The 26,059-nt window shown below is 73.4% G+C and carries 25 protein-coding genes; 14 read left to right on the top strand and 11 right to left on the bottom strand.

The features are described from left to right. Nucleotides 1–6: 6 nt before the first annotated feature. Together MF672_RS09855 and MF672_RS09850 are read left to right on the top strand one after the other, a co-directional pair. The gene (locus MF672_RS09855; RefSeq protein WP_242383047.1) at nt 7–990 is read left to right on the top strand and encodes an Lrp/AsnC family transcriptional regulator; all 984 of its coding nucleotides are present in this window, start codon (nt 7–9) and stop codon (nt 988–990) included. An 11-nt stretch (nt 991–1,001) separates the two neighbouring features. Then, nucleotides 1,002–3,236 (top strand): polysaccharide lyase 8 family protein, encoded by a 2,235-nt coding sequence (locus tag MF672_RS09850; RefSeq protein ID WP_247815212.1) that lies wholly within the window; start codon nt 1,002–1,004, stop codon nt 3,234–3,236. Here MF672_RS09850 and MF672_RS09845 read toward each other — a convergent pair. Continuing rightward, nucleotides 3,208–3,756 (bottom strand): AAA family ATPase, encoded by a 549-nt coding sequence (locus MF672_RS09845; RefSeq protein WP_242373421.1) that lies wholly within the window; start codon nt 3,754–3,756, stop codon nt 3,208–3,210. The two genes, MF672_RS09850 and MF672_RS09845, sit on opposite strands and share 29 nt — an antisense overlap. Nucleotides 3,757–3,862: 106 nt before the next feature. Here MF672_RS09845 and MF672_RS09840 point away from each other — a divergent pair, with 106 nt between their 5' ends. Then, nucleotides 3,863–4,900: an endo-1,4-beta-xylanase gene (locus MF672_RS09840; protein WP_242373420.1), complete on the top strand. Its 1,038-nt coding sequence runs from the start codon at nt 3,863–3,865 to the stop codon at nt 4,898–4,900. Nucleotides 4,901–4,904: 4 nt separating this feature from the next. Here the strand turns inward: MF672_RS09840 and MF672_RS09835 are convergent, their stop codons facing one another. After that, entirely contained in the window at nt 4,905–5,723 is an 819-nt protein-coding gene (locus tag MF672_RS09835; RefSeq protein ID WP_242373419.1) for a patatin-like phospholipase family protein, read from the bottom strand. 101 nt (nt 5,724–5,824) lie between these two features. Between MF672_RS09835 and MF672_RS09830 the strand changes: the two genes are divergently transcribed. Continuing rightward, the gene (locus MF672_RS09830) at nt 5,825–6,289 is read left to right on the top strand and encodes a VOC family protein (protein ID WP_242373418.1); all 465 of its coding nucleotides are present in this window, start codon (nt 5,825–5,827) and stop codon (nt 6,287–6,289) included. Between the two features lie 69 nt (nt 6,290–6,358). On the opposite strand, the gene eno is transcribed toward MF672_RS09830, so the two are convergent. Then, nucleotides 6,359–7,633, bottom strand: a complete 1,275-nt coding sequence (eno, locus tag MF672_RS09825; RefSeq protein ID WP_242373417.1) for a phosphopyruvate hydratase — start codon at nt 7,631–7,633, stop codon at nt 6,359–6,361. Nucleotides 7,634–7,856: 223 nt separating this feature from the next. Between eno and MF672_RS09820 the strand changes: the two genes are divergently transcribed. Then, a complete protein-coding gene (locus MF672_RS09820) occupies nt 7,857–9,200 on the top strand; it encodes an FAD-binding oxidoreductase (protein ID WP_242373416.1) in 1,344 nt (447 codons plus the stop codon). A gap of 3 nt (nt 9,201–9,203) precedes the next feature. Here MF672_RS09820 and MF672_RS09815 read toward each other — a convergent pair whose 3' ends face one another. From MF672_RS09815 to MF672_RS09805, 3 genes are read right to left on the bottom strand one after another with little or no spacing between them, the layout of a single operon-like run. After that, on the bottom strand, nt 9,204–9,866 hold the full coding sequence (locus tag MF672_RS09815) for a response regulator (protein ID WP_302893184.1): 663 nt from the start codon (nt 9,864–9,866) through the stop codon (nt 9,204–9,206). Beyond that, complete coding sequence (locus MF672_RS09810; RefSeq protein ID WP_242373415.1) at nt 9,863–11,032, bottom strand: sensor histidine kinase; 1,170 nt, start codon at nt 11,030–11,032, stop codon at nt 9,863–9,865. Before MF672_RS09810 ends, MF672_RS09815 begins: the two co-directional genes overlap by 4 nt. A 23-nt stretch (nt 11,033–11,055) precedes the next feature. Then, entirely contained in the window at nt 11,056–11,655 is a 600-nt protein-coding gene (locus MF672_RS09805) for a hypothetical protein (protein WP_242373414.1), read from the bottom strand. Between the two features lie 158 nt (nt 11,656–11,813). Here MF672_RS09805 and MF672_RS09800 point away from each other — a divergent pair, with 158 nt between their 5' ends. From MF672_RS09800 to MF672_RS09790, 3 genes are all read left to right on the top strand, one after another. Continuing rightward, the gene (locus MF672_RS09800; protein ID WP_242373413.1) at nt 11,814–12,917 is read left to right on the top strand and encodes an epoxide hydrolase family protein; all 1,104 of its coding nucleotides are present in this window, start codon (nt 11,814–11,816) and stop codon (nt 12,915–12,917) included. Between the two features lie 114 nt (nt 12,918–13,031). Further along, a complete protein-coding gene (locus tag MF672_RS09795; RefSeq protein ID WP_242373412.1) occupies nt 13,032–15,971 on the top strand; it encodes a histidine kinase in 2,940 nt (979 codons plus the stop codon). 209 nt (nt 15,972–16,180) lie between these two features. Continuing rightward, nucleotides 16,181–16,618, top strand: coding sequence for a DoxX family protein (locus MF672_RS09790; protein ID WP_242373411.1), 438 nt, complete (start codon nt 16,181–16,183; stop codon nt 16,616–16,618). A gap of 2 nt (nt 16,619–16,620) precedes the next feature. On the opposite strand, the gene MF672_RS09785 is transcribed toward MF672_RS09790, so the two are convergent. After that, entirely contained in the window at nt 16,621–17,526 is a 906-nt protein-coding gene (locus tag MF672_RS09785; RefSeq protein WP_242373410.1) for a helix-turn-helix domain-containing protein, read from the bottom strand. 158 nt (nt 17,527–17,684) lie between these two features. Here MF672_RS09785 and MF672_RS09780 point away from each other — a divergent pair, with 158 nt between their 5' ends. The 3 genes from MF672_RS09780 (at nt 17,685) to MF672_RS09770 (ending at nt 19,393) form a co-directional block, all read left to right on the top strand. Continuing rightward, nucleotides 17,685–17,882 carry a hypothetical protein gene (locus MF672_RS09780; RefSeq protein WP_242373409.1) on the top strand — a complete coding sequence of 66 codons (198 nt, stop codon included), beginning with the start codon at nt 17,685–17,687 and terminating at the stop codon, nt 17,880–17,882. Between the two features lie 103 nt (nt 17,883–17,985). Further along, nucleotides 17,986–18,546, top strand: a complete 561-nt coding sequence (locus MF672_RS09775) for an RNA polymerase sigma factor (protein ID WP_308210474.1) — start codon at nt 17,986–17,988, stop codon at nt 18,544–18,546. Continuing rightward, entirely contained in the window at nt 18,539–19,393 is an 855-nt protein-coding gene (locus MF672_RS09770; protein WP_242373407.1) for a CU044_5270 family protein, read from the top strand. Before MF672_RS09775 ends, MF672_RS09770 begins: the two co-directional genes overlap by 8 nt. 2 nt (nt 19,394–19,395) lie before the next feature. Here the strand turns inward: MF672_RS09770 and MF672_RS09765 are convergent, their stop codons facing one another. Together MF672_RS09765 and MF672_RS09760 are read right to left on the bottom strand one after the other, a co-directional pair. Further along, nucleotides 19,396–21,618 (bottom strand): bifunctional polysaccharide deacetylase/glycosyltransferase family 2 protein, encoded by a 2,223-nt coding sequence (locus tag MF672_RS09765; RefSeq protein WP_242373406.1) that lies wholly within the window; start codon nt 21,616–21,618, stop codon nt 19,396–19,398. After that, nucleotides 21,615–22,274 (bottom strand): hypothetical protein, encoded by a 660-nt coding sequence (locus tag MF672_RS09760; protein WP_242373405.1) that lies wholly within the window; start codon nt 22,272–22,274, stop codon nt 21,615–21,617. The genes MF672_RS09765 and MF672_RS09760 overlap by 4 nt, the downstream gene beginning before the upstream one ends. A gap of 372 nt (nt 22,275–22,646) precedes the next feature. On the opposite strand from MF672_RS09760, the gene MF672_RS09755 reads away from it, so the two are divergent. Then, nucleotides 22,647–23,051 (top strand): hypothetical protein, encoded by a 405-nt coding sequence (locus tag MF672_RS09755; RefSeq protein WP_242373404.1) that lies wholly within the window; start codon nt 22,647–22,649, stop codon nt 23,049–23,051. 303 nt (nt 23,052–23,354) lie between these two features. Here the strand turns inward: MF672_RS09755 and MF672_RS09750 are convergent, their stop codons facing one another. Together MF672_RS09750 and MF672_RS09745 are read right to left on the bottom strand one after the other, a co-directional pair. Beyond that, nucleotides 23,355–23,708, bottom strand: a complete 354-nt coding sequence (locus MF672_RS09750; RefSeq protein WP_242373403.1) for a PIN-like domain-containing protein — start codon at nt 23,706–23,708, stop codon at nt 23,355–23,357. 60 nt (nt 23,709–23,768) lie between these two features. Then, nucleotides 23,769–24,506, bottom strand: coding sequence for a DUF433 domain-containing protein (locus MF672_RS09745; protein ID WP_242373402.1), 738 nt, complete (start codon nt 24,504–24,506; stop codon nt 23,769–23,771). 625 nt (nt 24,507–25,131) lie between these two features. Here MF672_RS09745 and MF672_RS52075 point away from each other — a divergent pair. Both MF672_RS52075 and MF672_RS09740 read left to right on the top strand, forming a co-directional pair. Then, nucleotides 25,132–25,434: a recombinase family protein gene (locus MF672_RS52075; protein WP_407654764.1), complete on the top strand. Its 303-nt coding sequence runs from the start codon at nt 25,132–25,134 to the stop codon at nt 25,432–25,434. Continuing rightward, complete coding sequence (locus tag MF672_RS09740; protein ID WP_242373401.1) at nt 25,431–25,868, top strand: recombinase zinc ribbon domain-containing protein; 438 nt, start codon at nt 25,431–25,433, stop codon at nt 25,866–25,868. The genes MF672_RS52075 and MF672_RS09740 overlap by 4 nt, the downstream gene beginning before the upstream one ends. The last annotated feature ends 191 nt before the right edge of the window (nt 25,869–26,059 follow it).

Raw genomic sequence — 26,059 nt, 5'->3', positions numbered from 1 at the left:
TGGCTGGTGGAAAACATCGTGCTGGACGAGGTGGACCGCGGGCTGCTGCACGCGCTCCAGGTGGACGGGCGGGCCCCCTTCAGCCGGATCGGCGAGGTGCTGGGCGTGTCCGACCAGCGGGTGGCGCGCCGCTATCGGCGGCTGCGCTCGACCGGGATGTTGCGGGTCGTCGGCGTGGTGGACGGGCGGCGGCTCGGCTACGAGTCGTGGGCCCTGCGGCTGCGGTGCACGCCCGACGCCGCCGCCTCGATCGCCGAGGCGCTGGGGCGGCGCTCCGACACGTTCTGGGTGCACCTGCTGTCCGGCGGCACCGAGATCTCGTGCGGCGCGCTCCAGCGCACCGCCGCCGAGCGGCAGGCGCTGCTGCTGAACAAGCTGGCCAGGACCAACCGGGTGCTGTCGGTGACGGCCCACCGGACGCTGCACACGTTCGTCGGCGGGCGGGTCGGCTGGGCCGGGCTCGCCGCGCTCTCCGCCGACCAGGTGGCGCACCTGGAGGCGGGCCGCGGGTACGCCAGGCACGCCGCCACGGACGAGCCGATCACGCTCGGCCCCGGCGACGACGCGCTGCTCCAGGCGCTGTCGCGGGACGGCCGGGCGGCCCACGCCGACCTGGCGGCGGCCACCGGCTGGTCGGAGTCGACGGTCAGGCGCCGCATGGAGCACCTGTGCGCGGCCGGAGCGCTCTTCTTCGACATGGACGTGCTGCCCACCCTCCTCGGCTACCAGGTGGAGGCGCAGCTCTGGATGTCGGTGCCGCCCGCCGAGCTGGACGCGACCGGGCACGCCCTCGCCCGCCACCCGGAGGTGGCCTTCGCGGGCGCCGCCACCGGCCCCCACAACCTGGCGGCCAGCATCGTGTGCCGCGACGACGCGGCCTTCTACCGCTACCTGACCGAGGACCTGGGCGCGCTGCCCGCGATCCGGCAGATCGAGACCGCGCCCATCATCCGCACGATCAAACGTGCCGGGGCGCAGCTTCCCCTGTGACAATCGGAGGCGTGCGGCGGAGATCGTTCCTGCGGGCCGGCGGGGTCACGGCGGCCGGGCTGGCCGGCGCGCTGACGCCGGCCGGGCTCGCGCGCACGCCCAACAACTCCTTCGTCCGGCTGCGCCGCCGCTGGCGCGAGCTGGCCGCGGGCGCCGGCCACCCGCCGCACGCGGCCGCCCTCGCCGCCCTCGGCCGGGCCGCCGCCCGCCACCGGGACACCATGGCCGCCGGCCCTTCCCGCCTGTGGCCGGACCAGCCGTTCCCGTCCTTCGCCGCCACGCCGCGCCGGCTCCGCACGATGGCGCTCGGGTACGCGCTCCCCGGCACCGGCCTGACCGGCGACCCCGCGCTGGGCCGGGCGGTGGCCGCCGGGATCGACCACTACCGGCGGCACGTGTACGCGGCCGGCGCCGCGGCCACGGGCAACTGGTGGCACTGGCAGATCGGCGTGCCGAAAGCGCTGCTGGACGCGTCCGTGCTGGTCGAGCCGCATCTCGGCGACCGCGAGGGCGCGGCGCTCGCCGCGGCCGTCGACCACTTCGTCCCCGAGCGGCGGCTCGGCCCCTACAGCGGCACCAGCACCGCCGCCAACCGGGTGGATCTGTGCCTGGTCATGCTGCTGCGGGCCATGCTGGACGCCGACCACGGCCGCGCCGACCTCGCCGTGGCCGCGCTGCGACCGGTGTTCGGGTACGTCGGCGACGGCGACGGCTTCTACCGCGACGGCTCCTTCATCCAGCACACGCACGTCCCCTACCAGGGCGGTTACGGCGTGACGCTGCTGTCGGGGGCCGCCACGATCCTCGCGCTGCTGCGCGGCTCGCCGTGGGAGGTGACGTACCCGCTGCTGTTCGAGGCGGTGGAGCGGTCGTTCGCGCCGTTCGTGCGCGACGGGGCCTGCATGGACCTCGTGCGCGGGCGCGGCGTCGGCCGCCGCCCCTTCGGCGACCACGAGCGCGGCCACGAGCTCGCCGCCGCGATCCTGCTGCTGGCCGAGGTGGCCCCGGCCGCCGCCCGGGCCCGCTGGCACGCGCTGGTGAAGGGGTGGGCGGCGCGCGGCCGGCGTCCCGAGCGGCTGGAGCCCGCGGCGCGCGCCCGGCTGGCGGCGGTCGTGGCGGACCCGTCCGTGCCCGCCGCGCCCGAGCCGGTCGGGCACCGGCTGCTGCCGATGAGCGCCCGGGCCGTGCACCGGAGGCCCGGCTGGTGCGCCGCCCTCAGCATGGCCTCCGACCGCGTCGCCCGCTACGAGCACGGCAACGGCGAGAACCTGCGCGGCTGGCACACCGGCTCCGGCATGCTCTACTGGTGGGCCGGCGGCCACGCCGACCAGTACTCCGACTCCTTCTGGCCCACCGTCGACCCCTACCGCCTGCCCGGCACCACGGTCTCGGCCAAGCGGCTGCCGGACGGCGCGGGCGGGGCCTGGGGCGACACCTGCACGCCCTGGCGGTGGGTCGGCGGGGCGACGGACGGCACGTACGCGGCCGTCGGCCAGCACCTGAGCGGTCTCGAAAGCACCCTGGAGGCGTTCACGTCGTGGTTCTTCCTCGACGACGCCGTGGTCTGCCTGGGCGCCGGCATCACGGCGCGGGACGGCGCGCCGGTCGAGACGGTCGTCGACAACCGCCGGACCGTCCCGCTCACCACCGATGCCCCGCTCACCACCGATGCCCCGCTCACCACCGGCGAGGGCTGGGCGCACCTGGCGGGCCACGGCGGCTACCTGGTGCCGGGGCAGCCGCTGCGCACGCTGCGCGAACGCCGCCCGGGCGGCGGGGTCACCCGCGACTACGTGACGCTGTGGCTGGACCACGGCATCGACCCGCGCGCGGCCGGCTACCACTACGTCCTGCTGCCCGGCGCGACCCGGGAGCGGACCGCGGCCCGCGCCGCCGACCCCTCCTGGCTGCGGGTGCTCGCCAACACCACGGCCGCGCAGGCCGTGCACGTGCCGGCGTCCGGCCTCACGGCCGCCTGCTTCTGGCTCGCCGGGGCGGCGGGCGGCCTGACCGCCTCCGCGCCGTGCGCGGTCCTCGCCCGCGAGCACGACGACGGCACCGCCACGCTGACCGTGTCCGACCCGCGCCGCGACCTGGACGAGCTGTCGCTCACCTGGGACCGCCCGATCACCGCGCTGCTCGCCGGCGACGCCCTGCTGACCGGCTCCACCCTGGTCCTCCGCGGGCTGGGCGGGCTGGAGGGCGGCTCGGTCACGGTCACCGTGCGGCTGCGAGGCGCGCCCTGACCGCCGCGGCGCGCTCCGGCAGCGGGCCCGCGGGGACCGGCAGGCAGGTGTGGCCGAAGCGGGCGTAGGCGTCCCGGTGGACGCGCTCGAAGCGCAGCGACTCCTCGAAGGTGATCCGGCGCGCGCCGGTCGGGGCCACGAAGCCCAGGTTCTCGACGAAGAACACCTCCTCCTCGTAGCCGCGCCCGGCCCGCAGGCGGTCCAGCGCCGTGGACAGGGCCGGCGGGACGGGATGGCCAAGGAAGCGGGCCAGCGCGTACGTGCACACCGGCGAGCGGTCGTGGACCTGCGGCCCGCCGCCGGGCAAGGCGGCGGCCCGCTCCCGGCGGCGGAGCTGGAGCGCCAGCACCTCCTCGATGAAGGACGGCCGCGTCCACGGCTCGGCCTCGCCCTCGGCCTGCCGCAGGGCGATGACGTCGGTGGCCGCCTCCTCGACGACGGCGTAGCCGTCCTGCTCCAGCCGGCGCAGGATGGCCGTCTTCCCCGCGCCGGGTGCGCCGGTCAGGATGTAACGCCTCATGGGGCCTTCCTTCCGTTTTGGGTCTTGACGGTCTCGTCCGCAGCTCATACGTTCCGGCCACGGCGCTGAAAATTATCGTTACCCTGCCGAAACTTTCGGAGGTCCGGTGAAGCCCCTCATCCTCGCGATGGCGCTCGTCCTCGCCGTCCCGCTCCCCGCCCAGGCCCACCCCAGGCAGCCCCGCGACCTGCGCGAGCTGGCGCAGCAGACCGGCATCAGGATCGGCACCGCGGTGGACGTCGCCTCCCTGCGCGACGAGGCCGACTACCGCAAGGTGCTCAACCGCGAGTTCTCCCACGTCACGGCCGAGAACGCGATGAAGTGGGAGTCCGTCGAGCCGGAACGGGGCACCTACACCTGGCAGGACGCCGACGCCGTCGTCGCGAACGCCCTGCGGCACGACCAGAAGATCCGCGGCCACAACCTGGTGTGGCACAACCAGCTACCGGCCTGGCTCACCACCGGCGTCGAGAACGGCACGATCGGCGACGCCGAGCTCAGGGACATCCTCCGCGACCACATCATGACCGAGGCCCGCCGCTACCGGGGCAAGATCCGCGCCTGGGACGTGGTGAACGAGGTGGTGGACGACGACGGCAACCTGCGGCAGAGCATCTGGCTCACCCACCTCGGCCCAGGCTACATCGCCGACGCCTTCCGCTGGGCCCACCGCGCGGACCCGCACGCCAAGCTCTACCTCAACGACTACAACATCGAGTGGAACACCGCCAAGATCGAGACCACGTACACGCTGATCAAGGACCTCAAGGCGCAGGGCGTGCCCATCCACGGCATCGGCTTCCAGGGCCACCTCGGCATCCAGTACGACTACCCGGGCGACTGGCCCGCCGTCATGCGCCGCTTCGCCGACCTCGGCCTGGAGGTCGCCGTCACCGAGATGGACGTGCGCATGGTGCTGCCGGTCACCCCCGAGAAGCTGGCCACCCAGGCCGACTACTACCGGCGGGCGCTCAGCGGCTGCCTGAGCGTGAGCGCCTGCCGCGAGTTCACCGTGTGGGGCTTCACCGACCGCCACTCGTGGGTGCCCGGCTGGTTCGACGGCGAGGGCGCGGCCTGCCTGTTCGACGAGAACTACGCGCCCAAGCCCGCCTACCAGGCCCTGCTGAGCGTCAAGCGGGGCTAGCGGCTCACTTCCAGAACGCCGCCACCTTGCCCGCCACGGCCGCGCCCTGGGCGTAGCCCGCCTCGGCGCTCGGCGTACGGGACTCGGGGGCGAGGGGGTCGGCGCCGAACGCGGCCTGCGCGGCCTCGTCCGGCCCGATCACCTCGACCGCCCCGTCGAGCGCCGCCCAGGACGGCACGCCGAGGTCGGGCATCGGCGCGATCACCAGCACCGGGTCGAAGCCCGCCGCGAGGTCGGCGTTCGTGCTGGACCGCACCCCGCCGTCCATGTACGGCACCCCGCCGATCCGCACGCACGGCCACACGCCCGGCACCGCGCAGCTGGCCGCCACCGCGTCCACCAGCCCGACCCCCGACCCCCGTGTGAACAGCCGGGGCTCCCCGGTGCGCGCGTCCACCGCCGTGATCACCAGGTCGCGCTCCGGCCAGGCGTGCACCGGCAGCCGGGCCTCGATCACCGCGCGCCGCTCGGCCTCGCTCACCGTGGCGGCCGACAGCGCCAGCTCCCCGACCTTGCGCCGCTGCTCGGCGGGGTCGGGCGAGCTCTCGTAGGCGGCCTGCAGCCGGGCCCACAGCTCCGCCATGTCCACGCCGCCGGGCAGCTCCGGCGTCTGCCGCGCCGGGTCGGTCTGCCGCGCCAGCAGGTCGGCCATGGGCAGGCCGCTGGTGATCTGGGCGGCCACCGCCGAGCCCGCCGACGTGCCCACGACGCGGTCGGCGTCCAGCAGGCGCACGCCGGCGTCCTCCAGCGCCGCCACCACGCCGGTCGCCCACGCGATCCCGGCCACCCCGCCCCCGCCCAGCACCAGTGCTTTACCGCTCATCGACGACTCCTCAAAAAAGTCCGGTTGCCGTGTCGAACCGGCCGGAGCGTGTTCGACGCGTTGATGACGAAACGCATCCAGGCTAGTGAAAGGGCCAGAAAGTGGCGCAGAAGATCACAACGTTCCTGTGGTTCGACAACCAGGCCGAGGAGGCCGCGGCCTTCTACACCTCGCTGTTCGCCGGCTCGCGGATCGTGAGCGTCCAGCGTCCCCCGGGGGCGGAGGTGGCGATGACGGTCGAGTTCGAGCTGGCCGGGCAGCGGTACCTCGCGCTGAACGGCGGGCCCGAGCACAGCTTCACCGAGGCGGTCTCGCTGTTCGTCGACTGCGAGTCGCAGGAGGAGGTGGACGAGCTGTGGGCCAGGCTCACCGCGGACGGCGGCGAGGAGGGGCCGTGCGGCTGGCTCAAGGACCGGTGGGGGCTGTCCTGGCAGATCATCCCGCGCGGCCTCCCCGAGCTGCTGGGCGACCCCGACCCGGAGCGGGCGCGGCGCGCGATGAAGGCGATGCGGAGCATGAGCAGGATCGACCTCCGCGCCATGGAGGAGGCGGCCGACGGCAGGTGACCGGCGAGGCGGGGCGACCGCACCGGCCGGCCCGCACCGCGCGGCCGGCCCGCACCGCGCGGCCGGCCCTCACCGGTCGGCCAGTCCGAACGGCAGGTCGGGCCGCTGCGCGGCGATGTGCATGAGCCGGTTGTACTTGATCACCCGCTCGCCGCGCGCCGGCGCGCCCCCCTTGAACTGGCCGCACCCGGTGGCGACGGCCAGCTCGGCGACGAAGTCGTCCACGGTCTCGCCGGAGCGGTGCGAGACCATCCGGGCGTAGCCGTGCTTGCGGCACAGGTCCATGGCCTGCAACGTCTCGGTCACGGTGCCGACCTGGTTGACCTTGATGAGCGCCGCGTTGCCGATGTTGCCGGCGATGCCCTGCTCGATGACGGCCGGGTTGGTGCAGAACACGTCGTCGCCGACGAGCTGCAGCCGGTCGCCGAGCCGTTCGGTGAGCTGCCGCCAGCCGTCCTCGTCGTCCTCGGCCAGGCCGTCCTCGATGCTCCAGATCGGGTAGTCGGCGGCGAGCTGCGCGTACATCTCGATCATCTCCAGGGTGGACAGCCGCTCGCCCGCCACCTGGTACGCGCCGTCGGCGCGGCGGAAGCGGGTGGCGGCCGGGTCCAGCGCGATCGCGACCTGGTCGCGGGAGGCGGTGTAGCCGGCGTCGTCGACGGCGTCCATCAGCGCCGACAACACCTCGCGCGGGTGGGTGAAGTCGGGCGCGAAGCCGCCGTCGTCGCCCTGTCCGGTCGGCCGGCCGGCGGCGGCCAGGTTGCCGCGCAGCACGGCGTAGATCTCGACGCCCGCCCGCACCGCCTCCGCCATGGTCGGCGCCCCGATCGGCGCGATCATGAACTCCTGGAAGTCGAGCTGGTTGGAGGCGTGCAGGCCGCCGCTCACCATGTTGAAGTGCGGCACCGGGAGCCGGGGCCGCACCGTCGAAGGGCTCAGGAACTCCCACAACTGCTGCCCGTGCGCCATCGCGACGGCCCGCGCGGTGGCCATCGACACGCCCACGGTGGCGTTGCCGCCGAGCCGGCTCTTGTCCGGGGTGCCGTCCAGCTCGATCAGCGCCTGGTCCACGTCGGCCAGGGAGTACCAGGGACGCCCCTTGAGCCGCTGGAAGATCGTGCCGGTGATGCGGGCCGCGGCCCGGGTCACGCCCGCGCCGCCGTACCGGCTGTCGTCGCCGTCACGCAGCTCCACGGCCTCCTTGGCGCCGGTCGAGGCGCCGGAGGGCACGCCGGCCCAGCCGGTCGCGCCGCCGGCCAGGGTGAGGGTGACCGACAGGGTGGGGCGGCCGCGGGAGTCCAGGATCTGCATGGCGCCCAGGTCGATGATGTGGAACGCGCACACGGCTCCTCCAGGTGGGTGCGTCACCGTCCCCTCGACGGTGTCATGGTCGTCGGCCCGTACATAGGGCAGATCGGCGTGACCCCTACATCTCCTGGAGAAACTTCCCGGCCGGGCACGCCGCCCGGCCTCGGGGACAAGTCCGGCGCAAGTCACCTCCAGTCCGGCATTTAGCGCGATGGACCACTGTTGGCGAACGAGATCACCGTTCCCACAGGGGGTTCACATGACCATCGACGGCAGGACGTTGAAGGGCCGGCTGTCGGCCGCCGGCGACGACGGCTTCGAGCAGGCCGCGCTGCCCTGGAACCGGGCCGTCCGGCAGCCGATCGCCGCCGTGGTGGAGGCCGAGGACGCCGCCGACGTCGCCGCCGTGGTCCGCCAGGCCGCCGCCGCCGGGCTCCGGGTCGCCACGCAGCCGAACGGCCACGGCGCCACCACCGGCCTCGACGGCGAGGTCCTGCTCCGCACGTCCCGGCTGCGCGCCGTGGAGGTCCGCCCGGCCGAGTGGGTGGCCCGGGTGGAGGCCGGGGCCTCGTGGGGCGAGCTGCTGGCCGCCGCCGCCAAGCACGACCTCACCGGGCTCGCGGGCAGCTCGCCGATCGTCAGCGTCGCCGGCTACAGCCTGGGCGGCGGCCTGAGCTGGTACGGCCGGGCGCACGGCCTGGCGGGCAACGCGATCCGCGCGCTGGAGGTCGTGGACGCCGAGGGCGGCACGTCCCGGGTCACCGCCGACTCCGACCCCGAGCTGTTCTGGGCGCTGCGCGGCGGCGGCGGCGACTTCGGCGTGGTGACCGCGCTGGAGCTGGCGCTGTTCCCCGCCTCCCGCCTGTACGGCGGCCGGATGATGTGGCCCGCCGCCCGCGCCGCCGAGGTGATGGCCGCCTTCCGCGAGATCACCGCGACCGCGCCCGAGGAGCTGACCCTGTGGTTCACCCTCGCGCAGTTCCCGCCGTTCCCCGAGGTGCCCGAGCCGCTGCGCGGGCTGGCGGCCGTCATGGTGGACCTCACCTTCCTCGGGGCGGCCGAGGCGGGCCGCGCCCTGGTGCGCCCGCTGGAGTCCGTCCCGGGCGTGCTGCTGGACACCCGCGGCGACCTGCCGGTCGCGGAGGTGGGCGGCATCTGCGCCGAGCCGGTCGAGCCGATGCCCGCCCTGCTGCGCGCCGAGCTGCTGACCGGGCTCGGCGACGACGCCGTGGCGGCCCTGCTGGAGGCGGCGGCCGCGGGCATCGCCCCGCTGGCCACGGTCCAGGTGCGGCATCTCGGCGGCGCGCTGGCCCGGGCCGGCGAGGACGCGGGGGCCTGCGGGCACGTCGCGGAGCCGTACCTGCTGAGCATGATCGGCCCGGCTCCCGTGCCCGAGGTCGCGGCGGCGGCGACGGCCCGGCAGGAGGCGATCGTCGCGGCGCTGTCCGCGCACACCAGCGGGCTGAAGCCGTTCACGTTCCTCGGCGACGGGGAGACGGCCGCGGCGGCGTTCCCGCCCGCGACGCTGGAGCGGCTGCGCGCGGTCAAGCGGGCCCGCGACCCGCGCGGGGTCTTCCGCTCCAACTACCCGGTGCTGGGCTGAGCCTCAGCGCGGGTCGCCGGGGACGGTCAGGCCGCTCTCGTACGCGGCGATCACCGCCTGCACCCGGTCGCGCAGGCCGAGCTTGGTCAGCACGTTGCTGACGTGCGTCTTCACCGTGTGCTCGCTGACCACCATGGCCTGCGCGATCTCCGCGTTGGACAGGCCGCGCGCGATCATCCGCAGCGTCTCCCGCTCGCGCGCGGTCAGCACCTCCAGCCGTTGCGACGGCACCTGCGCGGCGGCGGAGCGCGAGGTGAACTCGGCGATCAGCTTCGTGGTGATCGCGGGCGCGAGCAGGGACTGCCCGGCCGCGACCACCCGCACGGCGTGCACGAGGTCGTCGCGGCGCACGTCCTTCAGCAGGAAGCCGCTCGCACCCGCCCGCAGCGCGTCGTAGACGTAGTCGTCCAGGTCGAACGTGGTCAGCATGATCACCCGGCACGCGCTGTCCGCGCAGACCAGCCGGGCCGCCTCGATGCCGTCCATGACCGGCATGCGGATGTCGAGCAGCAGCACGTCCGGGCGGTGCGTCCGCACCGCCTCGACCGCCTGCGCGCCGTCGCCCGCCTCCGCGACGACCTCGATGTCCGGCTGCGCGTCGAGGATCATGCCGAACCCGGCCCGTACCAGCTCCTGGTCGTCGGCGACCACCACGCGCACGCTCACGCCGCCTCCCGCGCGTCCTGGAGCGGCAGCCGCACGCGGACCCGGAACCCGCCGCCGGGCATCGGCCCGGCGTCGGCGCTCCCGCCGCAGGCCGCGGCCCGCTCCCTGATGCCGATGAGGCCGTTGCCGCCGGAGGGGAGCGCCGCTCCCCGCCCGCGGCCGTCGTCGGTGACGTCGATCATGAGGGCGTCGTCCTGCCAGGTGAGGGTGAGGCCGGCGCGGGTCGCGCCGGCGTGCTTGACGATGTTGGTGAGGGCTTCCTGCGCGATCCGGTACGCGGCCACCTCGGCGTCCGGCGACAGCCGGCCCGGCTCGCCGGTCACGGTGTGCGCCACGTCGATCCCGGCGGCCCGCACCTGCTCGGCCAGCGCGGGCAGCCCGGCGATGGTGGGCTGCGGCGCGCGCGGGCCCTCCTCCTCCTTCAGCACGTCGAGCAGGCGGCGGAGCTGGCCCATCGCGTCCCGTCCCGCCGAGGCGATGGCGTCGAAGGCGGCCACCGCGCGGGCCGGGTTCGCGGCGACCGCGACCGGGCCGGCCTCGGCCTGCACCACCATGAGGCTGACGGCGTGGGCGAGGATGTCGTGCATGTCGCGGGCGATCCGCGCGCGCTCGCGCTCGGCGGCCCGCTCGGCGGCGACCTGCCGCTCGCGGGCGAGCTGGGCGGCGCGCTCCTCCAGCGCGGCGGCGTGGGCGCGGGAGGCGGCGGTCGCCCGGCCGACGGCGTACGCGGCGACGAAGACCACGACGCCGCGCATCGCCGTGTCCCACGAGCCGACGAGGAGCAGGCCCCCGCCGAGCGTGAAGACGGCCAGGGTGACGCGCACCCACCGGGTGCAGGAGACGGCCACGGTGTAGAACGCCACCAGGCCGCCGTACCAGATGGGCTGGGCGGCCACCTCGTCCACGAGGTCGTAGCAGGCGGTCGCGGCCAGCGTGGCCATCAGGACGGCCGCGGGGGCGCGCCGCCGCCACACCAGCGGCAGCGCGGCGAGCGTCACGACGACGTACCCCCACCAGTGCCACGGCCCGCCGGCCGGGTTGTCGCGGCTGAGGAATGGCCAGAGCTGCACGACCCAGATCAGGGCCGCCAGCCCGGCGTCCACCCAGATCGGGGGCAGGCCGTTCGCCCATCGGCGAAGCGGGAGGAGGAACCGTGCATCGGACACGGCATCCCATCCTGCCGTGGACGTCACGCGAACGCGTGCGCGGGTCGCGCGGGCGCGGCGGCGACGGCGGCGTCGGCGGCGCGGCCGAGCGGCACGAACGACACGAGCAGGCAGAGCGCGCCGAGCGGGATGAGGTCCTTGGTCACGAACGGCAGCATCAGGTCCGTCAGCACCAGCGCGAACGTCCACGCCTTGACCTGGCGCCGCGCGGCGAGCAGCCCGACCAGCGCGAGCTGGCCGATGTAGAACAGGAACGGCAGCACGTCGTAGATCGCGACGGACACGCCGGGCACGGCCTTGACCTGCTCGAACAGCACGCCCATGGCGTCGTGGTCGGCCGACAGGAACCCGACCACCAGGTCGACCCCGAACTGCCCGAGCAGCGCCGCCACGCCGACCGTGCCCGCCGCCGCGCTCGCGGTGGCGAACGCGCCGCCGCCGGCCATCCGCCGCAGCCGCCAGAAGATCGGGACGAACAGGGCGAGGGCCGCCATGAAGGCGAGGTGACCGGTGGTCCAGGCGAGGCCGGGGCCCCGGCTGCCGTCGAGACCGTCGAGGATGCGGATCACGCCGTAGGCGAGGACGAAGAGGGGAGCGGCGACGAACGCGGCACGAAGTTTCATGACGGACATCGTGCTCGGCGGAGGCTTTCCCGGACATCGCCGGTGCGGGCGATCCGCAGGCTCCCCCGCAGGAGTGAGAAACGGCCGATCATCGCGGAAAGAACCTTGCCGCAATTCTTCCTAGCGTGGGGGACACATCAGCCGAGAAGGAGCATCCCATGGAGATCCGGCCCTTCACCATCGCCGTCCCGCAGCCCGACCTCGACGACCTCAAGGACCGCCTGGCCCGCACCCGCTGGCCGGACGAGCTGCCGGACGTCGGCTGGACCCGGGGCGTGCCGCTGGAGCCGCTGCGCGAGCTGGCCGCGTACTGGGGCGAGGGCTACGACTGGCGGGCGGCCGAGGCCGGGCTCAACGCCCTGCCGCAGTTCACCACCGACCTCGACGGGCAGCGCATCCACTTCGCGCACGTGCGCTCCGAGCGCCCCGACGCCCTCCCGCTGATGCTCACGCACGGCTACCCCAGCGCGTTCGCCGAGTTCACGCAGCTCATCGAGCTGCTGCGGCGCGACTTCCACCTCGTCGTCCCCTCGCTGCCCGGCTTCGGGTTCTCCACACCGGTCCGGCAGTCCGGCTGGGCCTTGGGCCGCACCGCCCGCGCCTGGGCCGAGCTGATGCGCCGCCTCGGCTACGACCGCTACGGCGTGCACGGCGGCGACGTCGGCGCCGGCGTCTCGGGCGCGGTGGCCGGGCTCGACGGTGAGCACGTGGCGGGCGTGCACGTGGTGACCGACCCGGTCACGGCGGCGGCCACCGCCACGTTCCTGCCCGGCATGGCCGAGCGCCTGGACCCGGCGGACCCGGTGGACCGGCTCGCCCTGGACCGGATGGCCGAGTTCCGCACCGCCGACAGCGGCTACCTCGCCATCCAGAACAGCCGCCCCCAGACCATGGGCTACCTGCTCAACGACTCCCCGGCGGGGCAGCTCGGCTGGATCCTGGAGAGCTTCGAACGCTGGACCGACCTGCCGTACGACCGCGACCAGTTCCTCACGATCGTCAGCCTGTACTGGTTCACCGGCTCCGGCGTCTCGGCCGCCCGCTTCCTCTACGAGCAGGCCCACTCCACCGACTGGGGCGCGCCGCCGGCCGTCCCGCAGGGCTACTCGGTCTTCGGCGCCGACCCGACCGTGCGCCGGCTCCTGGAACCGGCGCCCGGGACGTACTGGGCCGAGCACGAGCGGGGCCGGCACTTCCCGGCCATGGAGGACCCGGAGAGCCTGGCCGCCGACCTGCGGGCCTTCTTCGCCGACCTGAAATGAGCCCGGGCTGAGGATTACGGCCGTCCGCAACCGGCACGCAAGGCAGGACCACGATCATGGGGCCATGCGTGCCGGAAACGCGGTCATTCGCCCTGCTTGTGATGTCCGCGACCCATGAACCTCAAGCCCGTGCTGTGGAGAGCGGCGGGACCGCTGCTCGTCCGGGTGGCGATCCTGTCCGGCCTGCGGCGCGACCGGCTCGCGCTCGTCCTGGCTCACCGCGCCGTGGTCGGCCTGGCGCTCGTCACCGCCGTGGGCGCGGCCTACTTCGCCGTCCTCGCCCTCGCCCGGCCGCTCACCTCCTCGGCCGGGCTGGTCGCCGCGCTGGTCGCGGGCGTGGTGTTCCACCCGGCGCGGGTACGCCTCCAGGGCGCGGCCGACCGGCTGTTCGGCGTCGAACGCGATCCGTACCGGCTGGCCGACCGGATCGACCGGCACGTCCAGGAGGCCCCCGGGCCCGCCGAGGCGCTGGCCTCGGCCGCCGCCGCGGTCCGCCGCGCGCTGCGCGCCCCGGGCGTCGCGGTCGAGGTGACGCTGCCCGGCGGCCGGGCCCGCACCGTCGCCGACGGCGAGACCGGCGAGGCCCTGTCGGCCGTCCCGCTGGAGTGGCAGGGCACGTCGGTGGGCCGGCTCCTGGTCGCCGGCCGCCCCGGGGACCCGGCCCTGCTGGACATGCTGGCCCGCCGGCTCGCCGAGCTGGCCCACGCCGTACGCCTCACCGCCGAGCTGCGGCGCTCCCGCGAACGCCTGCTCCTCACCCGCGAGGAGGAGCGGCACGAGCTGCGCCGCAGCCTCCACGACGACCTCGGCCCCACTCTCGCCGAGCTGGCGCGCAGCGCCGACGAGGCCCGCCGCAGCCTGGCCGGCGGCCCCGAGGCGGTCGACCCGCTGCTGACCCGCATGCGCGGGCGCATGACCGAGGCCGTGGTGGACGTGCGCGAGCTGGTATACGGGCTGCGCCCGCCCGCCCGCGACGGGGCCCACCTGGGGGAGCCGGGCCTGGAACGCGCCCTGCGCACGCTGACCGCCCGCCGTCCGGCTCCCCGTGCGGGAGCCGGCATGACCGCGGACGGCTCCGGGCGCGCCCGCCGGGCCGTCGTCGCCCTCGTGTGGGCCCTGGCCCTGGCCGCTCCCGTCGCCATGGTCATCACGAGCGTCCTCGGCTCCCGCCTCGACTCCTGGAACGAGATCGACGGCTTCCCCGACCCGGTCGGCCTGCTGTTCCCCGCCGCCGGCGCGTTCCTCATCACGCACCGCCCGCGGCTGCTGTTCCCGTGGCTGCTCTGGGGCACGGGCGTGCTCTGGTCGTGCTACCTGCTGCTGTTCGCGGTCACCGCCTGGACGCACACCTACGACCCGGGCCCGCTGACGCCGTACCTCGCCTGGCCGTCGCTGTGGCTGTGGCTGTGGGTGGTGCCGACGTTCTCCGGCATCATGCCGCTGCTCTTCCCCGACGGCCGGCTGCCCTCCAGGCGGTGGCGGCCGGTGCTCCACGGCCACCTCGTCCTGATGACCGGCCACTCGCTGCTGCTCGCCCTGGCGCCGGACCCGGAGTTCGAGCTGGGGCTGCGCATCGAGAACCCGTTCGGCGTCCCGGCGCTGGGCACGGTCCCCGAGGTCGTCGAGAGCTGGATCGGCGTCCCCATCGTCCTGCTCAGCCTGCTGGGCGTCGCCTCGCTGGGCGTCCGGTACCGGGCCGCCACGCCCGAGGTGCGCCGCCAGATCGCCTGGTACCTCTGGGCGATGGTGATCTTCGTGGGGTACTGGGCGGGCAGCCAGGGCTCCACGGACCCGGTCGTCATCGGCCTGCGCGTCTTCCTGACGGCCGGCATCCCCATCGCCGTCGTCGCCTCGGCGCTGCGCCACCGGCTCTACGGCATCCGCCTCATCCTGAACCGCACGCTCGTGTACGGCACCCTGGCCGTCGGCGTGGCCGTCACCTACCCGGCGCTCATCTGGGCCGCCGACAGCGTCGCCGGCGACTACGGCAGCCTCGCCGGCCTGGCCGCCGCCCTCGCCACGGCCGCGGTCTTCCATCCCGTACGGCTGCGCCTGCAACGCTCGGTGGACCGGCTGTTCAACGTCGAACGCGACCCGTACCGGGCGGCCGACCTGCTCTCCCGCACCGTCCAGCGGGCCGGCGACCCCGCCGCCGCCCTGGCCGAGGCCCTGTCCATCGTCCGCGCCGGCCTGGGCGCCCGCGGCGCGGCCGTCGAGGTGAGGGGCGTCCCGGCCACTTCGCGCTCGCTGTCGTTCGCGGACGGCGAGCCGGGCTCCCGCCCGTTCGTCGTCGACCTCGTCTGGCACGGCGAGCCCACCGGCCGCCTCCTCCTCACCGGCGGCCCCCGCACCCGCTGGAGCCGCCGCGGGCTCACCGTCATGGCCAAGCACCTGGCCGAGCTGGCGCACGCCGTCCGGCTCGACGCCGACCTCCGCGACTCCCTCGACCGCATCACCGCCACCCGCGACGAGGAGCGCCGCCGCCTCGGCCGCGAGCTGCACGACGGCCTCGGCCCGACCCTGACCAGCGTCACCCTGACCCTGGACGAGGCCCGCCGCCGCCTGGCCCGCGACCCCGGAGCGGTGGACGAGCTGCTGATCCGGGTCCGCGAGGAGATGACCGCCACGCTGGAGTCGGTGCGCGAGCTGGTGGACGGCCTACGCCCGCCCGTCCTGGAGGAGCTGGGCCTCCCCGGCGCCCTGCGCGCCCTCGCCCACGCCACCCCCGGCCCTCGCGTCGAGGTGCGCACGCAGAACGTCCCCGCCGGCCTCCCGGCCGCCGTGGAGACCGCCGCCTACCGCATCGCCCAGGAAGCCCTCACCAACGCCCGCCGCCACGCCCACGCCACCACGATCCTGATCGCCCTCTCCCGCCAGGACGACGGGACGCTGCGGGTGACGATCGCGGACGACGGGATCGGCCTGCCCGGCGAGCCGTCCCCGGGCGTGGGCCTGACCTCGATGCGCGAACGCGCCGCCGAGATCGGCGGCACCTGCGCCGTCACCTCGTCCCCCTCCGGTGGCACCGAGGTCACGGCGGTGCTGCCCCTCTGACTGGCGGGTGAAAATTTCATCGACAAGAAAGTTTACGCCGCAGTGTGTATAACCACGTGAACGCCCATTACCTGAGCCGTCGAACGGCCCCGCAGAATGACGCTCGGTTGACATACTCAAGCCTTAATCTTCAACTACATGGGAGCGCTCCCACGGCTTTTTCCCGACATCTCGGTAAAGAGATACGCACCACGTAGAGAGGACGCGCCATGGAACCGCTGACCAAACACCAGGGCTCATTCCTGGCCCTGTACCGCTGGGTGATCGGCCTGCTGTTCGCCTGCCACGGAGTGGCGACCCTCTTCAACGTCCTCGGCGGCCCGCAGGGCGGCCAGGTGCCGGCCTTCGGCCAGTGGCCCGGCTGGTGGGCCTCCATCATCCAGCTCATCGCCGGCACCCTCGTCGTCCTCGGCCTCGGCACCCGCGTCGCGGCCCTGATCTGCTCGGGCACCATGGCGTACGCCTACTTCGTCGTGCACCAGCCGCAGGCGCTGTTCCCCATCCAGAACGGCGGCGAGAAGGCCGCCCTGTTCTGCTGGGGATTCCTGCTCATCGCCGTCCTCGGCCCCGGCCGCTGGGCCCTGTCCGCCCTCCGGGTGCCCGTACGGGAGCTCGCCCGCCCGGAGACCGCCGACACCGCCACCTGACCTCAGCGGTCCAGGCCGCCGAGCATCGCGAGAACGGCGTCCCGGCTGTCCTCGGGAGTGCGGGCGGCCACCGCGAGCCGGTCCAGCTCCGAGTAATAAACGTCCACCTCCGCCGCCCGGTCGAGATAAAGGGCCCCGGTCAGGTGCTGCACGAACACCAGGTCGGGCAGGGACGGCTCCAGGAAACGAAGAATGTGAAAAGGGCTGCTGCCCAGCCGGGGGGCGGCGGAAGGCAGGATCTGCACGGTCACGTTCGGCAGGCGGGTGACCCCGGCGAGGTGCTCCAACTGGGCGCGCATCGTCTCCCGGTCGCCCACCTGCCGCAGCAGCACGCCTTCGTCGATGACGAACCACAGGTGCGGGGCGTTCGCTCGCTGGAGCAGTCGTTGCCGCCTCGCCGTGAAGTCGAGCAACCGCTCCCGCGTGTCCGCGGCGACGTCCTTCGAGCCCCGGGTGTGCAGGGCGGCGGCGTACTCGCGCGTCTGAAGCAGCGCGGGGATGTGGACGGTCTCGAAGGCGCGGATGCTGCCCGCCGCCTCCTCCAGGCCGAGATAGGTGTGGAACCAGCTCGGCACGACGTCGGAGTATCGGTGCCACCAGCCGGGAGCGTTCGACTGCCTGGCCATCTCCAGCAACGCCTCGCGCTCGGCCGGATCCGTCAGCCCGTAGTGCGTGAGCAGGTCCGCGACGTCCCGTTCCTTGAAGCTGACCTGGCCGGACTCCAGCCGGCTGATCTTCGACTGGCTCGCGCGGATCACGTAGGCGGCCTGCTCGGCCATGATGTGGCGGGCCAGGCGCAGCTCGCGCAGCCGTGCGCCGAGCAGGATGCGCAGCACCGTGGGGCCGCTCAGGGAGGGGCCGTCCATGCTCGGCGTGGCCCCGGCGCCCTGGCTCGCCGGTCCGCCCATGAACGCTCCCGTCGTCCGTCCGCTCGCGCGAGTATCAGCATCCTACGGGCTTCCGCCGATAGTGCCCGATGCATATGCATCGCGATGCACTTGCATATGCACGAGCGTGCGGCCATGATGGCCACGTCCGCCGTCCCCCTACGGAAACCGAGGTCGTCATGGGCGAACAGCAGAGCGACGCGCAGCCTCCGGCCGACGCCGCGGGCTCCCGCCCCTTACTGAGCTCGCGCGCGCTCCTCATCATCGTCACCGCGGTGCTGTTCGGCGTGACGGTCGCGGTGCGACCGGCGCTCGCCGTGCCCATCGGCGTCAGCCTGGCCGTGGTGACGCTGCTGGCGAAGATCCTCGGGGACTGAGACCAGCGGGGAAGACGATCCCGGTCTGCGGCGAAGTATCGGTGATCGTGACCACCGACCGGAAGGGCGACCTCATGCCGGAGACCTGTCCATGAGCGCCGAAGTGAGCGAACAGACGACCGACGCCGAGCTCGTCGCCGGATACCGGCGCGACCCCGGCCTGTTCACCGCCGTCCACGACCGCTATTACCGCGACATCTACCTGTACGTGGCCGGCCGCCTGGACACGCAGATCGCCGAGGACCTCGCCGCCGAGACGTTCCTGCTGGCCTTCGACCGGCGCGACCGGTACGACCCGGAACGGGGGGACCTGCGGCCCTGGCTGTTCGGCATCGCCACCAACCTGATCGCCAGGCACCGCCGTAAGGAGATCCGGCACTACCGGGCGCTGGCCAAGCTGGCGCCCGAGCCCGCCGCGGAAGGCGACGAGGAGCGGGTCGTCACCTCCGTCGCCGCCGAGCGCATGCAGCCGCACCTGGCCAGGGCGCTCGCCGCCCTGTCCGGCGGCGAGCGCGACGTGCTGCTGCTCGTGGCCCTCGGCCAGCTCAGCTACGACGAGGTGGCGCAGGCGCTCGGCATCGCCGCCGGCACCGTGGGCTCCCGCCTCAGCCGGGCCCGCAGCAAGATCCTCGCCCTGATCGACAAGGAGAACGCCCGTGGATGACCTGAAGGCCGTCGCGACCCTGCTGGCCAAGCCCGGACCGTCTACCGGGGCGATCGACCGCAGCAGGGAACGCCTCCAGGACAGGATGACGACGCGGGGCCACGCCCGCCGGCGCCGCGTCCGGCTCCTGCCGGCGGTCGGCACGGCGGTCGCCGCGGCGGCCGCCGTCGCGGTGCTCGTCGCCGGCGTGCTCACGCCCGCCGCCGCGCCGGCCTCCGGCAGGGACGTCCTGCTCATGGCCGCCGCCAGCGCCGAGCGCATCCCCCAGGGCACGGGCGCCTACTGGCACATCACCCGTACCTGGCAGGGCCCCGACGGCCCCGAGACGCAGGAGACCTGGACCAGCCGTGACGGCCGCCACTGGTCGAGGAACGAGCCGTACGCCACGCCCGGCGCCGTCGTCGCCGACGACAAGCCGTTCCGCCTCATGGGCGCCGAGATCGGTCTCGACGAGCTCGAAAGCCTCCCGGCCGATCCGGAGCAGCTGAAGGAACGCCTCGCCGAGCTGCCCCGCCACGACGCCGCCATGACCTCCGCCGACCGGCCGGGCGCGCTCGTCTCCCCGCTCATCACCCTGATCACGGAGCTGCCGACGCCCGCGCGGGTCCGCGCAGCGGCGTTCGAGGCCCTGGCCGCCACGCCGGGCGTCAGGAACGCCGGACCGGCCGACGGCGGCCAGGAGCTGCTGATCCCCCTCCCCGGCAGCACGGAGATCAAGCTGGTCGTCGACCCCGAGGCCGCCCGGGTGACCCGCGCCAACGTCCTGCTGACCGCCGAGGGCGGCGCGGCGATGAGCGCCTCGTACATCTCGGTCACCACCGGCTGGACGGACGACCTGCCGCGCTGACCTCAGGAGAAGACCCCCTCGCGGCGGATGGTCTGCCAGGGCAGGCGGGTGCCCAGGAGCGCGGTGGTCGTGGACTGGATGACCACCAGGTACATCAGCTGCCGGAAGACGAACTGCTGCAGCGGCAGCGCCCACAGCACCCCCGCCCGCTCCCCGTCCAGCCGCAGCGCGTACCAGCCGGTGAGCGTCTGCACGGCGAGGAGTCCCGCCCACACCCCGGCCGCCGGCAACGGGTCCCGCGTCAGCAGGGCGTAGACCGCCATCACGTCCACCGCGGGCCCGAACAGCGGCAGCAGCACGTGGAACAGCGTCAGGAACCCGAGCGCGCGCCGGCCGAACGGGCCTCGCTCGACGACCGCCCGCCGGTGCTTCCACATGGCCTGCATGGTGCCGTAGCACCAGCGGTACCGCTGCCGCCACAGCTGCCGCAGCGACGTGGGCGCCTCCGTCCAGGCCAGCGCCCGCTCCTCGTACGCCACCCGCCAGCCCGCGCGGCTGATCGCCATCGTCAGGTCGGTGTCCTCGGCCAGGGTGTCGCCGCTGAGGCCGCCTGCCGACTCCAGCGCCGCCCGGCGGAAGGCGCCGATCGCGCCGGGCACGGTCGGTATGCAGCCCAGCAGGTCGTAGGCCCGCCGGTCCAGGTTGAAGCCGATCACGTACTCCAGGTGCTGCCAGTGTCCGAGCAGCCCGCGCCGGTTGCCGACCTTCGTGTTGCCGCTGACCGCGCCCACACCGGGGTCGGCCAGCGGCGCCACCAAGTGGCCGATGGTGGCGGGCTCGAACACGGTGTCGCCGTCCACCGTGATCACGATCTCGTGGGAGGCGCGCGCGATGCCGGTGTCGAGCGCCGCCGCCTTGCCGCCGTTGGGACGCCGGAACACCCGCACGCCCGGCAGCCCCAGCGCGGCGGCCCGGTCGGCCGTGGCGTCGGAGGACCCGTCGTCCACCACGATCACCTCCACCGGGGCCGGGTACGCGGTGTCGACGAGCGACCACACGGTCGCCTCGATGCCCAGCTCCTCGTTGAAGGCGGGCACGATCACGCTGACCGGCGGCCGGTACGGGGGCGGCTCCGGCTCCTCCCCCCGTTGCCGGCGGTCCCGCGCACCCGCCGCCCGGCGGGCGTGCGACCGCGCCAGCAGCACGAACACCAGCAGCCGGGCCAGCGTCAGCACGCCCGCGGCGACCATCACCCAGGCCAGCGCCTCCACCGCGAGGGACGAGCCCCGCTGCGCCAGGATGAGCAGCCGGCCGAGGACGCGGCTGGAGGCGTCCGCCGGGACGTGCGCCGAGCCCAGGTCGAGCCCTTCGGCCAGGGTCGTGGCCCGGTAGCCGTGCCTGGCCAGCTTGGTCAGCAGCTGGTCCACGGCCTCGACCGTCTGGCCGCGGTCGCCGCCGGAGTCGTGCAGCATGACCACGGCCCCGCGTCCCCTGTAGGGCGTGCCCGCGCGGACGATGGCCGCCACGCCCGGCCTGCTCCAGTCCATCGGGTCCAGGTCGGCGAGCGTCACCAGGTAGCCGTCGGCGTCCAGGGCCGCCATCGTCTCCCACTGCCGCGCCGACACGGCGGACGGGGTCGCGTGGTACGGGGGCCGCACCAGGCGCGTGTGCACCCCGGTGGCGCCCGCGATGGCGTGCTGCGTCAGCGACAGCTCCAGCTGCCGCCGCCAGGCGGGCACGGCGGACAGGTCCACGTGCGCGTACGTGTGGTTGCCCAGCTCGTGGCCCTCGTCGACGACCCGCCTGGCCAGGTCGGGGTGCTCGGCGACCCGGGCGCCGACGGCGAAGAACGTGGCCTTCGCACCGTGCCGCTTCAGCACGTCCAGCAGCTTCGGCGTCCACTCGGGGTCGGGGCCGTCGTCGAAAGTGAGCGCCACCGTACGGGCCGGCATGCTCAGGCTGCGCGGCCCCCGGTCCGCCTGCTCCGTGGCCGGTTGCGGGACCGCGTCCACCACGGGGCCGCCGCGCTGCACCCGGTCGAGTTCGGGGGAGTGCCCGTAGGACGCGGGGACGGGTTCGTGCTCGCCCAGCTCGCCGTGGGCGTACCCGTACAGGAGGAGGGAGGCGGCGGTGAGCACGGTGGCGACCAGCGCCAGGAACCAGTGCGCGCGCGGCGCGGGCCGCCTGGCGCGACGCCGGGCGCGCCGCTGGGGACGCCGCTGGGGACGCCGCTGGGGGCGCGGTGCGACGCGGCCGCCCGGCCGGCGGAGGTCAGGCGGGTTCACGCGTCCCGGCCGCCGCTCGCGGCGCCGGGCCGCTGGGCCGGGCTCGCGGTCTCCCGACCCGGGGAGGGGCCGGGGTCCCCGGTCGGCGCGGTGGACGCCTCGGCGCTCTCGCTCCGCGACGGGGACGGAGCCGCGTCCTCCGGAGATGGGGACGACTCGCGCCCCGGGTCGTGGTCACCGCCGATGGAGTCGGCGGGCTCGCCGGACTCGTCCGCCGGGCCGGGGCCGGCGGGACGCGCCGTCGTCCTGGAACGGCTCGGCGACGACGCGGGCCGGTCCGGCCTCCCCTCGTCGGCGGGCGTCTTCGTGGCGGGCGTCTTCGTGGCGGGCGCGGAGCGCCGGCTGGAGGACGGCGAGGCGGCGGGCCGTCGCGACCTCGCCGAGGCGGAGGGCGACGGCGACCGGGACAGGGACGGCGACGGGGACGTCCCGCCGGCGGCTTCGGACCGCTCAGGAGCACCGCCGCCACCCCGCCCGTCGGCCGGCCACTGCACGGACTCCAGCCTGATGCCGCGAAAGGCGCTCCCCATCAGCACGGCGGTCAGGGCCAGCAGGAGGGTGCCCGCGAGGATCCCGCTGATCGTCAATGTCCACGTCCGCCGGCCGCTGTGGTCGACGAACACGGCGGACCCCACCGGCCGCTCCCGCTTATTCACGAGTGAAGATCGTAAATGAGGAGGGAGCAACCTCATTTCATTCTCCGGACATTTCCACAAATCGTGACCAAAATGCAGGCTAGGGCGTCTCTCCTGCTAGGACGGCCTCCACCGACCCGCCCCCCTGCCTCGATCGCCCCCCGCACCCCGCACGCTCCCGGACGGAATTCGCCCCCTCGCCCACGCGATTTCGAAATGCGCACGTGCCTTTGTCGTTACCAACTCGGGCGCACATCACGCCGGCCATCTGCATCCAGCCCGCCCTGGGGCTCCTCGTCGCCCCGAGCGAAAGAAATGGGACCATTGGCGCGGAGAGCCGTCCGCACGGGCGCCCCCGCCGCGCTCCCGAGAACCGAAAGCAGATCCCCCAGCATGCCCCTGTCCGTAAGGATCGCCCGGAACCTGATCTGGTTCCAGGCGACACTCGCCCTGATCAGCGTCGTCCTGCTCATCCTGGGGCTGATTCTCGACCCGGACGACTCCCCCGAGGGCCCGCTCCACGCCCTCGTCTACCTCCCACCACTGGCCGCCGCCTGGTTGGCGAACCAATGGCCCACCCGACGCCCTCCCGTCCGCCTGGCCACCATCGCCGTCCAGCTCGCCATTCCCTCGCTCGACTTCATTCACTTCCTGATCGAGAACACCCTTGACTGGGCCCTCACCGCACCCTGGTCAGCCCTCATCGTGACCCTGCTCCTGCTTCCCCCGGCGAGAACCTGGTTCACCCCCGCCCTCCAGGCAAGAAGCCCGTCACAGCCGGCACCGCCCGCCGCCTGACGGCCCTCGACCCTACGGCGAACCTCTCGACGGCTTCCGCTGATCGTCGGAAGGCAGGCGGGAAAAGCAAAAGCCCCGAGCCTGTGCCTTGCACAAACTCGGGGTCTCCTGGGTGTCCGAGGGCTGAGCACCACCGGACGCACATGGCCTTCCGCCGTCCCCATTCCCGTACACCACATTCGCGTGGCCTGACGATCCGCCCCTGAACGGAGACGGGTCGAAGTAGCACATCCGCTGCCCCCAAGCGGATGGTCTGCGGCAGCAGCCTTCGAAGCCGACTTCCGCTGAAGGGGGTGTCCGGACTCACGTCCCCCCGGGTATGCCCGAACCGATAAGAACGAGCGGCAGGAGCGCGCAGCGAGTGCGCGTATCAGTGATGTGGGGGATACAGGCGCTCCAGTCGGTCGTGTGGACGGCGTATATGAAGGGTCCAGAGGTGGTGGAGGCGGCGAAGATGGCCTGTTGGTTGGTGATGAAGCGTTCGGCGTAGGCGGCGGAGGTGAGATCGCCGCGGGTGATGACGAAGCAGCGGGCTTGGTGCTCGATGACTGCGGCGATCTCGGCTTGCCGGTAGCGGATACGCTTGTCCTTCATGAGGACGGTCCAGCCTAGCTTGGCGCTGTCTTCGATCCAGCGGGTGTCTTCGACGGTTCCCATCCGGCTTCGCGCAGCAGCTTGGGGACGGCGATCCGGCCGAGACTGCGATCCACGAAGAACCTACGCGGCTGTTCGGGTGGCGACACGCAGGACGTCCTCGATCTCGTCGCGGGTGAGCCCGTACTCCTCCGCCACGACGTCGACAGGCTCTCCTGCTCGGAACAGGTCGATCGCGTCCTCGATCTTGGCGCCCCCGCGGGCGAATCGAGGTCGGCCGAAGGCGTGGCCGGCATCTATCGTGACCTCGGCGACACGGTATTGCGGAAGGGTGATCACTTCGGCGTATCCATCTTGTGCGAACTGCACGCGGCGCAGGTAGCTCTGCACGATCTCGGTGAAGACTCGTTGGTTGTTGCGGACGACGACCAGCTCGCGGGCCGAGTCGTCGCCGACGTGCTCGGCGTAGTCGTAGAGGACTTCGGCGCCGTCGGTGAAGAGTCGGCGGCTGGCCAGGGCGTGTTCCAGACCGAGTTCCCGCTGCAATGCGTCGATTGCCGGCCGGATGCGCTGCAGTGGTACGCCGGCCTGCCTGAACGCGGCCAAGGCGTATCCCTCGGCCAAGCCGATGAACGGCACAGACGCCTCGTTCGGCCGCTCTGCCCGGGTGGCGGTGATGACCGGCTTAGCGCGGAGCGCACGACCGTCGCGCTGACGGCGTTGGTAACCAAAGGCCCAACTGGTGAAGGTGGAGGCGGGGATCGCGAGGTAGCCGGCGGCTTCGGCGATGCCGTACAGCGGCGTGGTGAACCGGTCGATGGCCATGCTCACCTCCTGGATCACGTCGTTGAGCTTCTCCATGATGCCTCATGATGAGGTGTCACAGGCGGCGCATTCCTGCGTCAACCAGGTATGTCCTCTTTGTTCGACAGCTGGGTCCAGCACAAGGTCATCAGTCCGCGGTCTTATCGTCATCGTTCGAAGGGCGGGCCGTTGCGGTTCGCCCTCGACGCGCGGACCTCCACCGAGGATTTCCAGGATCCCGTCTCCTCGTGCGGGTGGCAGCGTGAGGCGGCGCAGATCCTGGTCGCTGGAGCGAGCGGCCGCAGTCCGCCGAGCTGCTGGCGGCTCTGACCGATCCGAACCGTGGCTGGGACGCGATCGTGGTCGGTGAGTACGAAAGAGCGTTCTGCGGAAATCAGCTCACGCAGTTTCTGCCGCTCCTTCAGTCCTGCGGCGTCCAGCTGTGGATGCCGGAGACGGGTGGGCCGGTAGGTCCGGAGAGCCCGACGCATCAGGCGTTGATGCTGTTGCTGGGCGGGCAATCACAGCGTGAGGTGCTGCGGGCCCGCTATCGCGTCCTGGCCGTGATGCGGAACCAGGTGGCCGATCAGGGGCGCTTTCTCGGTGGGCGGCCACCGTATGGCTACCGCTTGGTCGACGGGGTCCGCATCCGAACCGGGCGCACGCCCGCTGGGGACGCCGTCTGCATCAGCTTGACGCCCACCCGGCCACGGCACCGCACGTACGGTGTATCTTCGCGCAGCGTCTGGCAGGTGTCAGCGTGGCGGGAATCGCCCGGATGCTGAACGAACGCGGCGTACCGTGCCCCTCGGACGCGGATCGCGAGCGTAACCCGCACAGGTCTGGGCATGCTTGGACGTTACGGACCGTTGCGGCGATCCTTAGCAATCCGCGCTATACCGGTCGCCAGGTCAGGAATCGTCAGAACGGCGGCGTCACCGCTGCAACGGCGTGCGCGGCTGGAACGCTCCCCAAGAGTGGATGATCTCGACGAAGCTGAGCCATCCGGCACTGGTCAGCGACGACGATTTCGTCGCCGCGCAGGCGATCCGGGCTGCTCGACCCACCCAGGACGGCAGCCCGCGCGTCTATCTGCTCGCCGGCCTCCTGAAGTGCGGGTTCTGCGGGCGTCGCCTGGATTCGCATTGGGCGAACGGACGTCCCGGATATCGATGCCGCCACGGCTACACCAGCGCCAGACCTCGCGAGGCCGGACTGAAGTTTCTGTACATACGTGAGGACCGACTGCTGGCGGAGCTATTGGCGCATGTCGGCGGCAGAGAGCGGAGGGAGCCGGCGGAGATCGTCTCTGCAATACGAGCCAAAGACCTGGTCATCGTCTGCCAAGCGGCGACTCGTGTCGTGCCTGCGCTCGACACAGAAGAGCTCGTCCCTGGGGACGAGCTCTTCATGGGGTAATCCTGTGTCCGAGGGGCGAGCACCACCGGCTGCACATGGCCCACCACCATCCCTATTCCCATACACCATATTCACGTGGCCTGACGTACCTACCTGTGCCCGGCTGAGCACTCGGCCGGGCGACCCCGTCTGCTCGATCCGAGTTCACAGGGGAGCGACCTGTAGCCGTTCGGCGATGCGATGGACCTTGA

The organism is Actinomadura luzonensis, from assembly GCF_022664455.2.
Taxonomy (GTDB): domain Bacteria; phylum Actinomycetota; class Actinomycetes; order Streptosporangiales; family Streptosporangiaceae; genus Nonomuraea; species Nonomuraea luzonensis.
The sequence above is the reverse complement of the archived record's forward strand: the minus strand, read 5'-3'. Positions and strand labels throughout refer to the sequence as shown.

Bases quoted from the DNA above. Each gene is read 5' to 3' on its own strand.
- MF672_RS09820 (WP_242373416.1), top strand. From the start codon at position 7,857: ATGACCATCGACGGCAGGACGTTGAAGGGCCGGCTGTCGGCCGCCGGC.
- MF672_RS09805 (WP_242373414.1), bottom strand. From the start codon at position 11,655: ATGAAACTTCGTGCCGCGTTCGTCGCCGCTCCCCTCTTCGTCCTCGCC.
- MF672_RS09795 (WP_242373412.1), top strand. From the start codon at position 13,032: ATGAACCTCAAGCCCGTGCTGTGGAGAGCGGCGGGACCGCTGCTCGTC.
- MF672_RS09790 (WP_242373411.1), top strand. From the start codon at position 16,181: ATGGAACCGCTGACCAAACACCAGGGCTCATTCCTGGCCCTGTACCGC.
- MF672_RS09800 (WP_242373413.1), top strand. From the start codon at position 11,814: ATGGAGATCCGGCCCTTCACCATCGCCGTCCCGCAGCCCGACCTCGAC.
- MF672_RS09835 (WP_242373419.1), bottom strand. From the start codon at position 5,723: ATGAGCGGTAAAGCACTGGTGCTGGGCGGGGGCGGGGTGGCCGGGATC.
- MF672_RS09845 (WP_242373421.1), bottom strand. From the start codon at position 3,756: ATGAGGCGTTACATCCTGACCGGCGCACCCGGCGCGGGGAAGACGGCC.
- MF672_RS09785 (WP_242373410.1), bottom strand. From the start codon at position 17,526: ATGGGCGGACCGGCGAGCCAGGGCGCCGGGGCCACGCCGAGCATGGAC.
- MF672_RS09740 (WP_242373401.1), top strand. From the start codon at position 25,431: ATGATCTCGACGAAGCTGAGCCATCCGGCACTGGTCAGCGACGACGAT.
- MF672_RS09750 (WP_242373403.1), bottom strand. From the start codon at position 23,708: ATGGGAACCGTCGAAGACACCCGCTGGATCGAAGACAGCGCCAAGCTA.
- MF672_RS09780 (WP_242373409.1), top strand. From the start codon at position 17,685: ATGGGCGAACAGCAGAGCGACGCGCAGCCTCCGGCCGACGCCGCGGGC.
- MF672_RS09745 (WP_242373402.1), bottom strand. From the start codon at position 24,506: ATGGAGAAGCTCAACGACGTGATCCAGGAGGTGAGCATGGCCATCGAC.
- MF672_RS09755 (WP_242373404.1), top strand. From the start codon at position 22,647: ATGCCCCTGTCCGTAAGGATCGCCCGGAACCTGATCTGGTTCCAGGCG.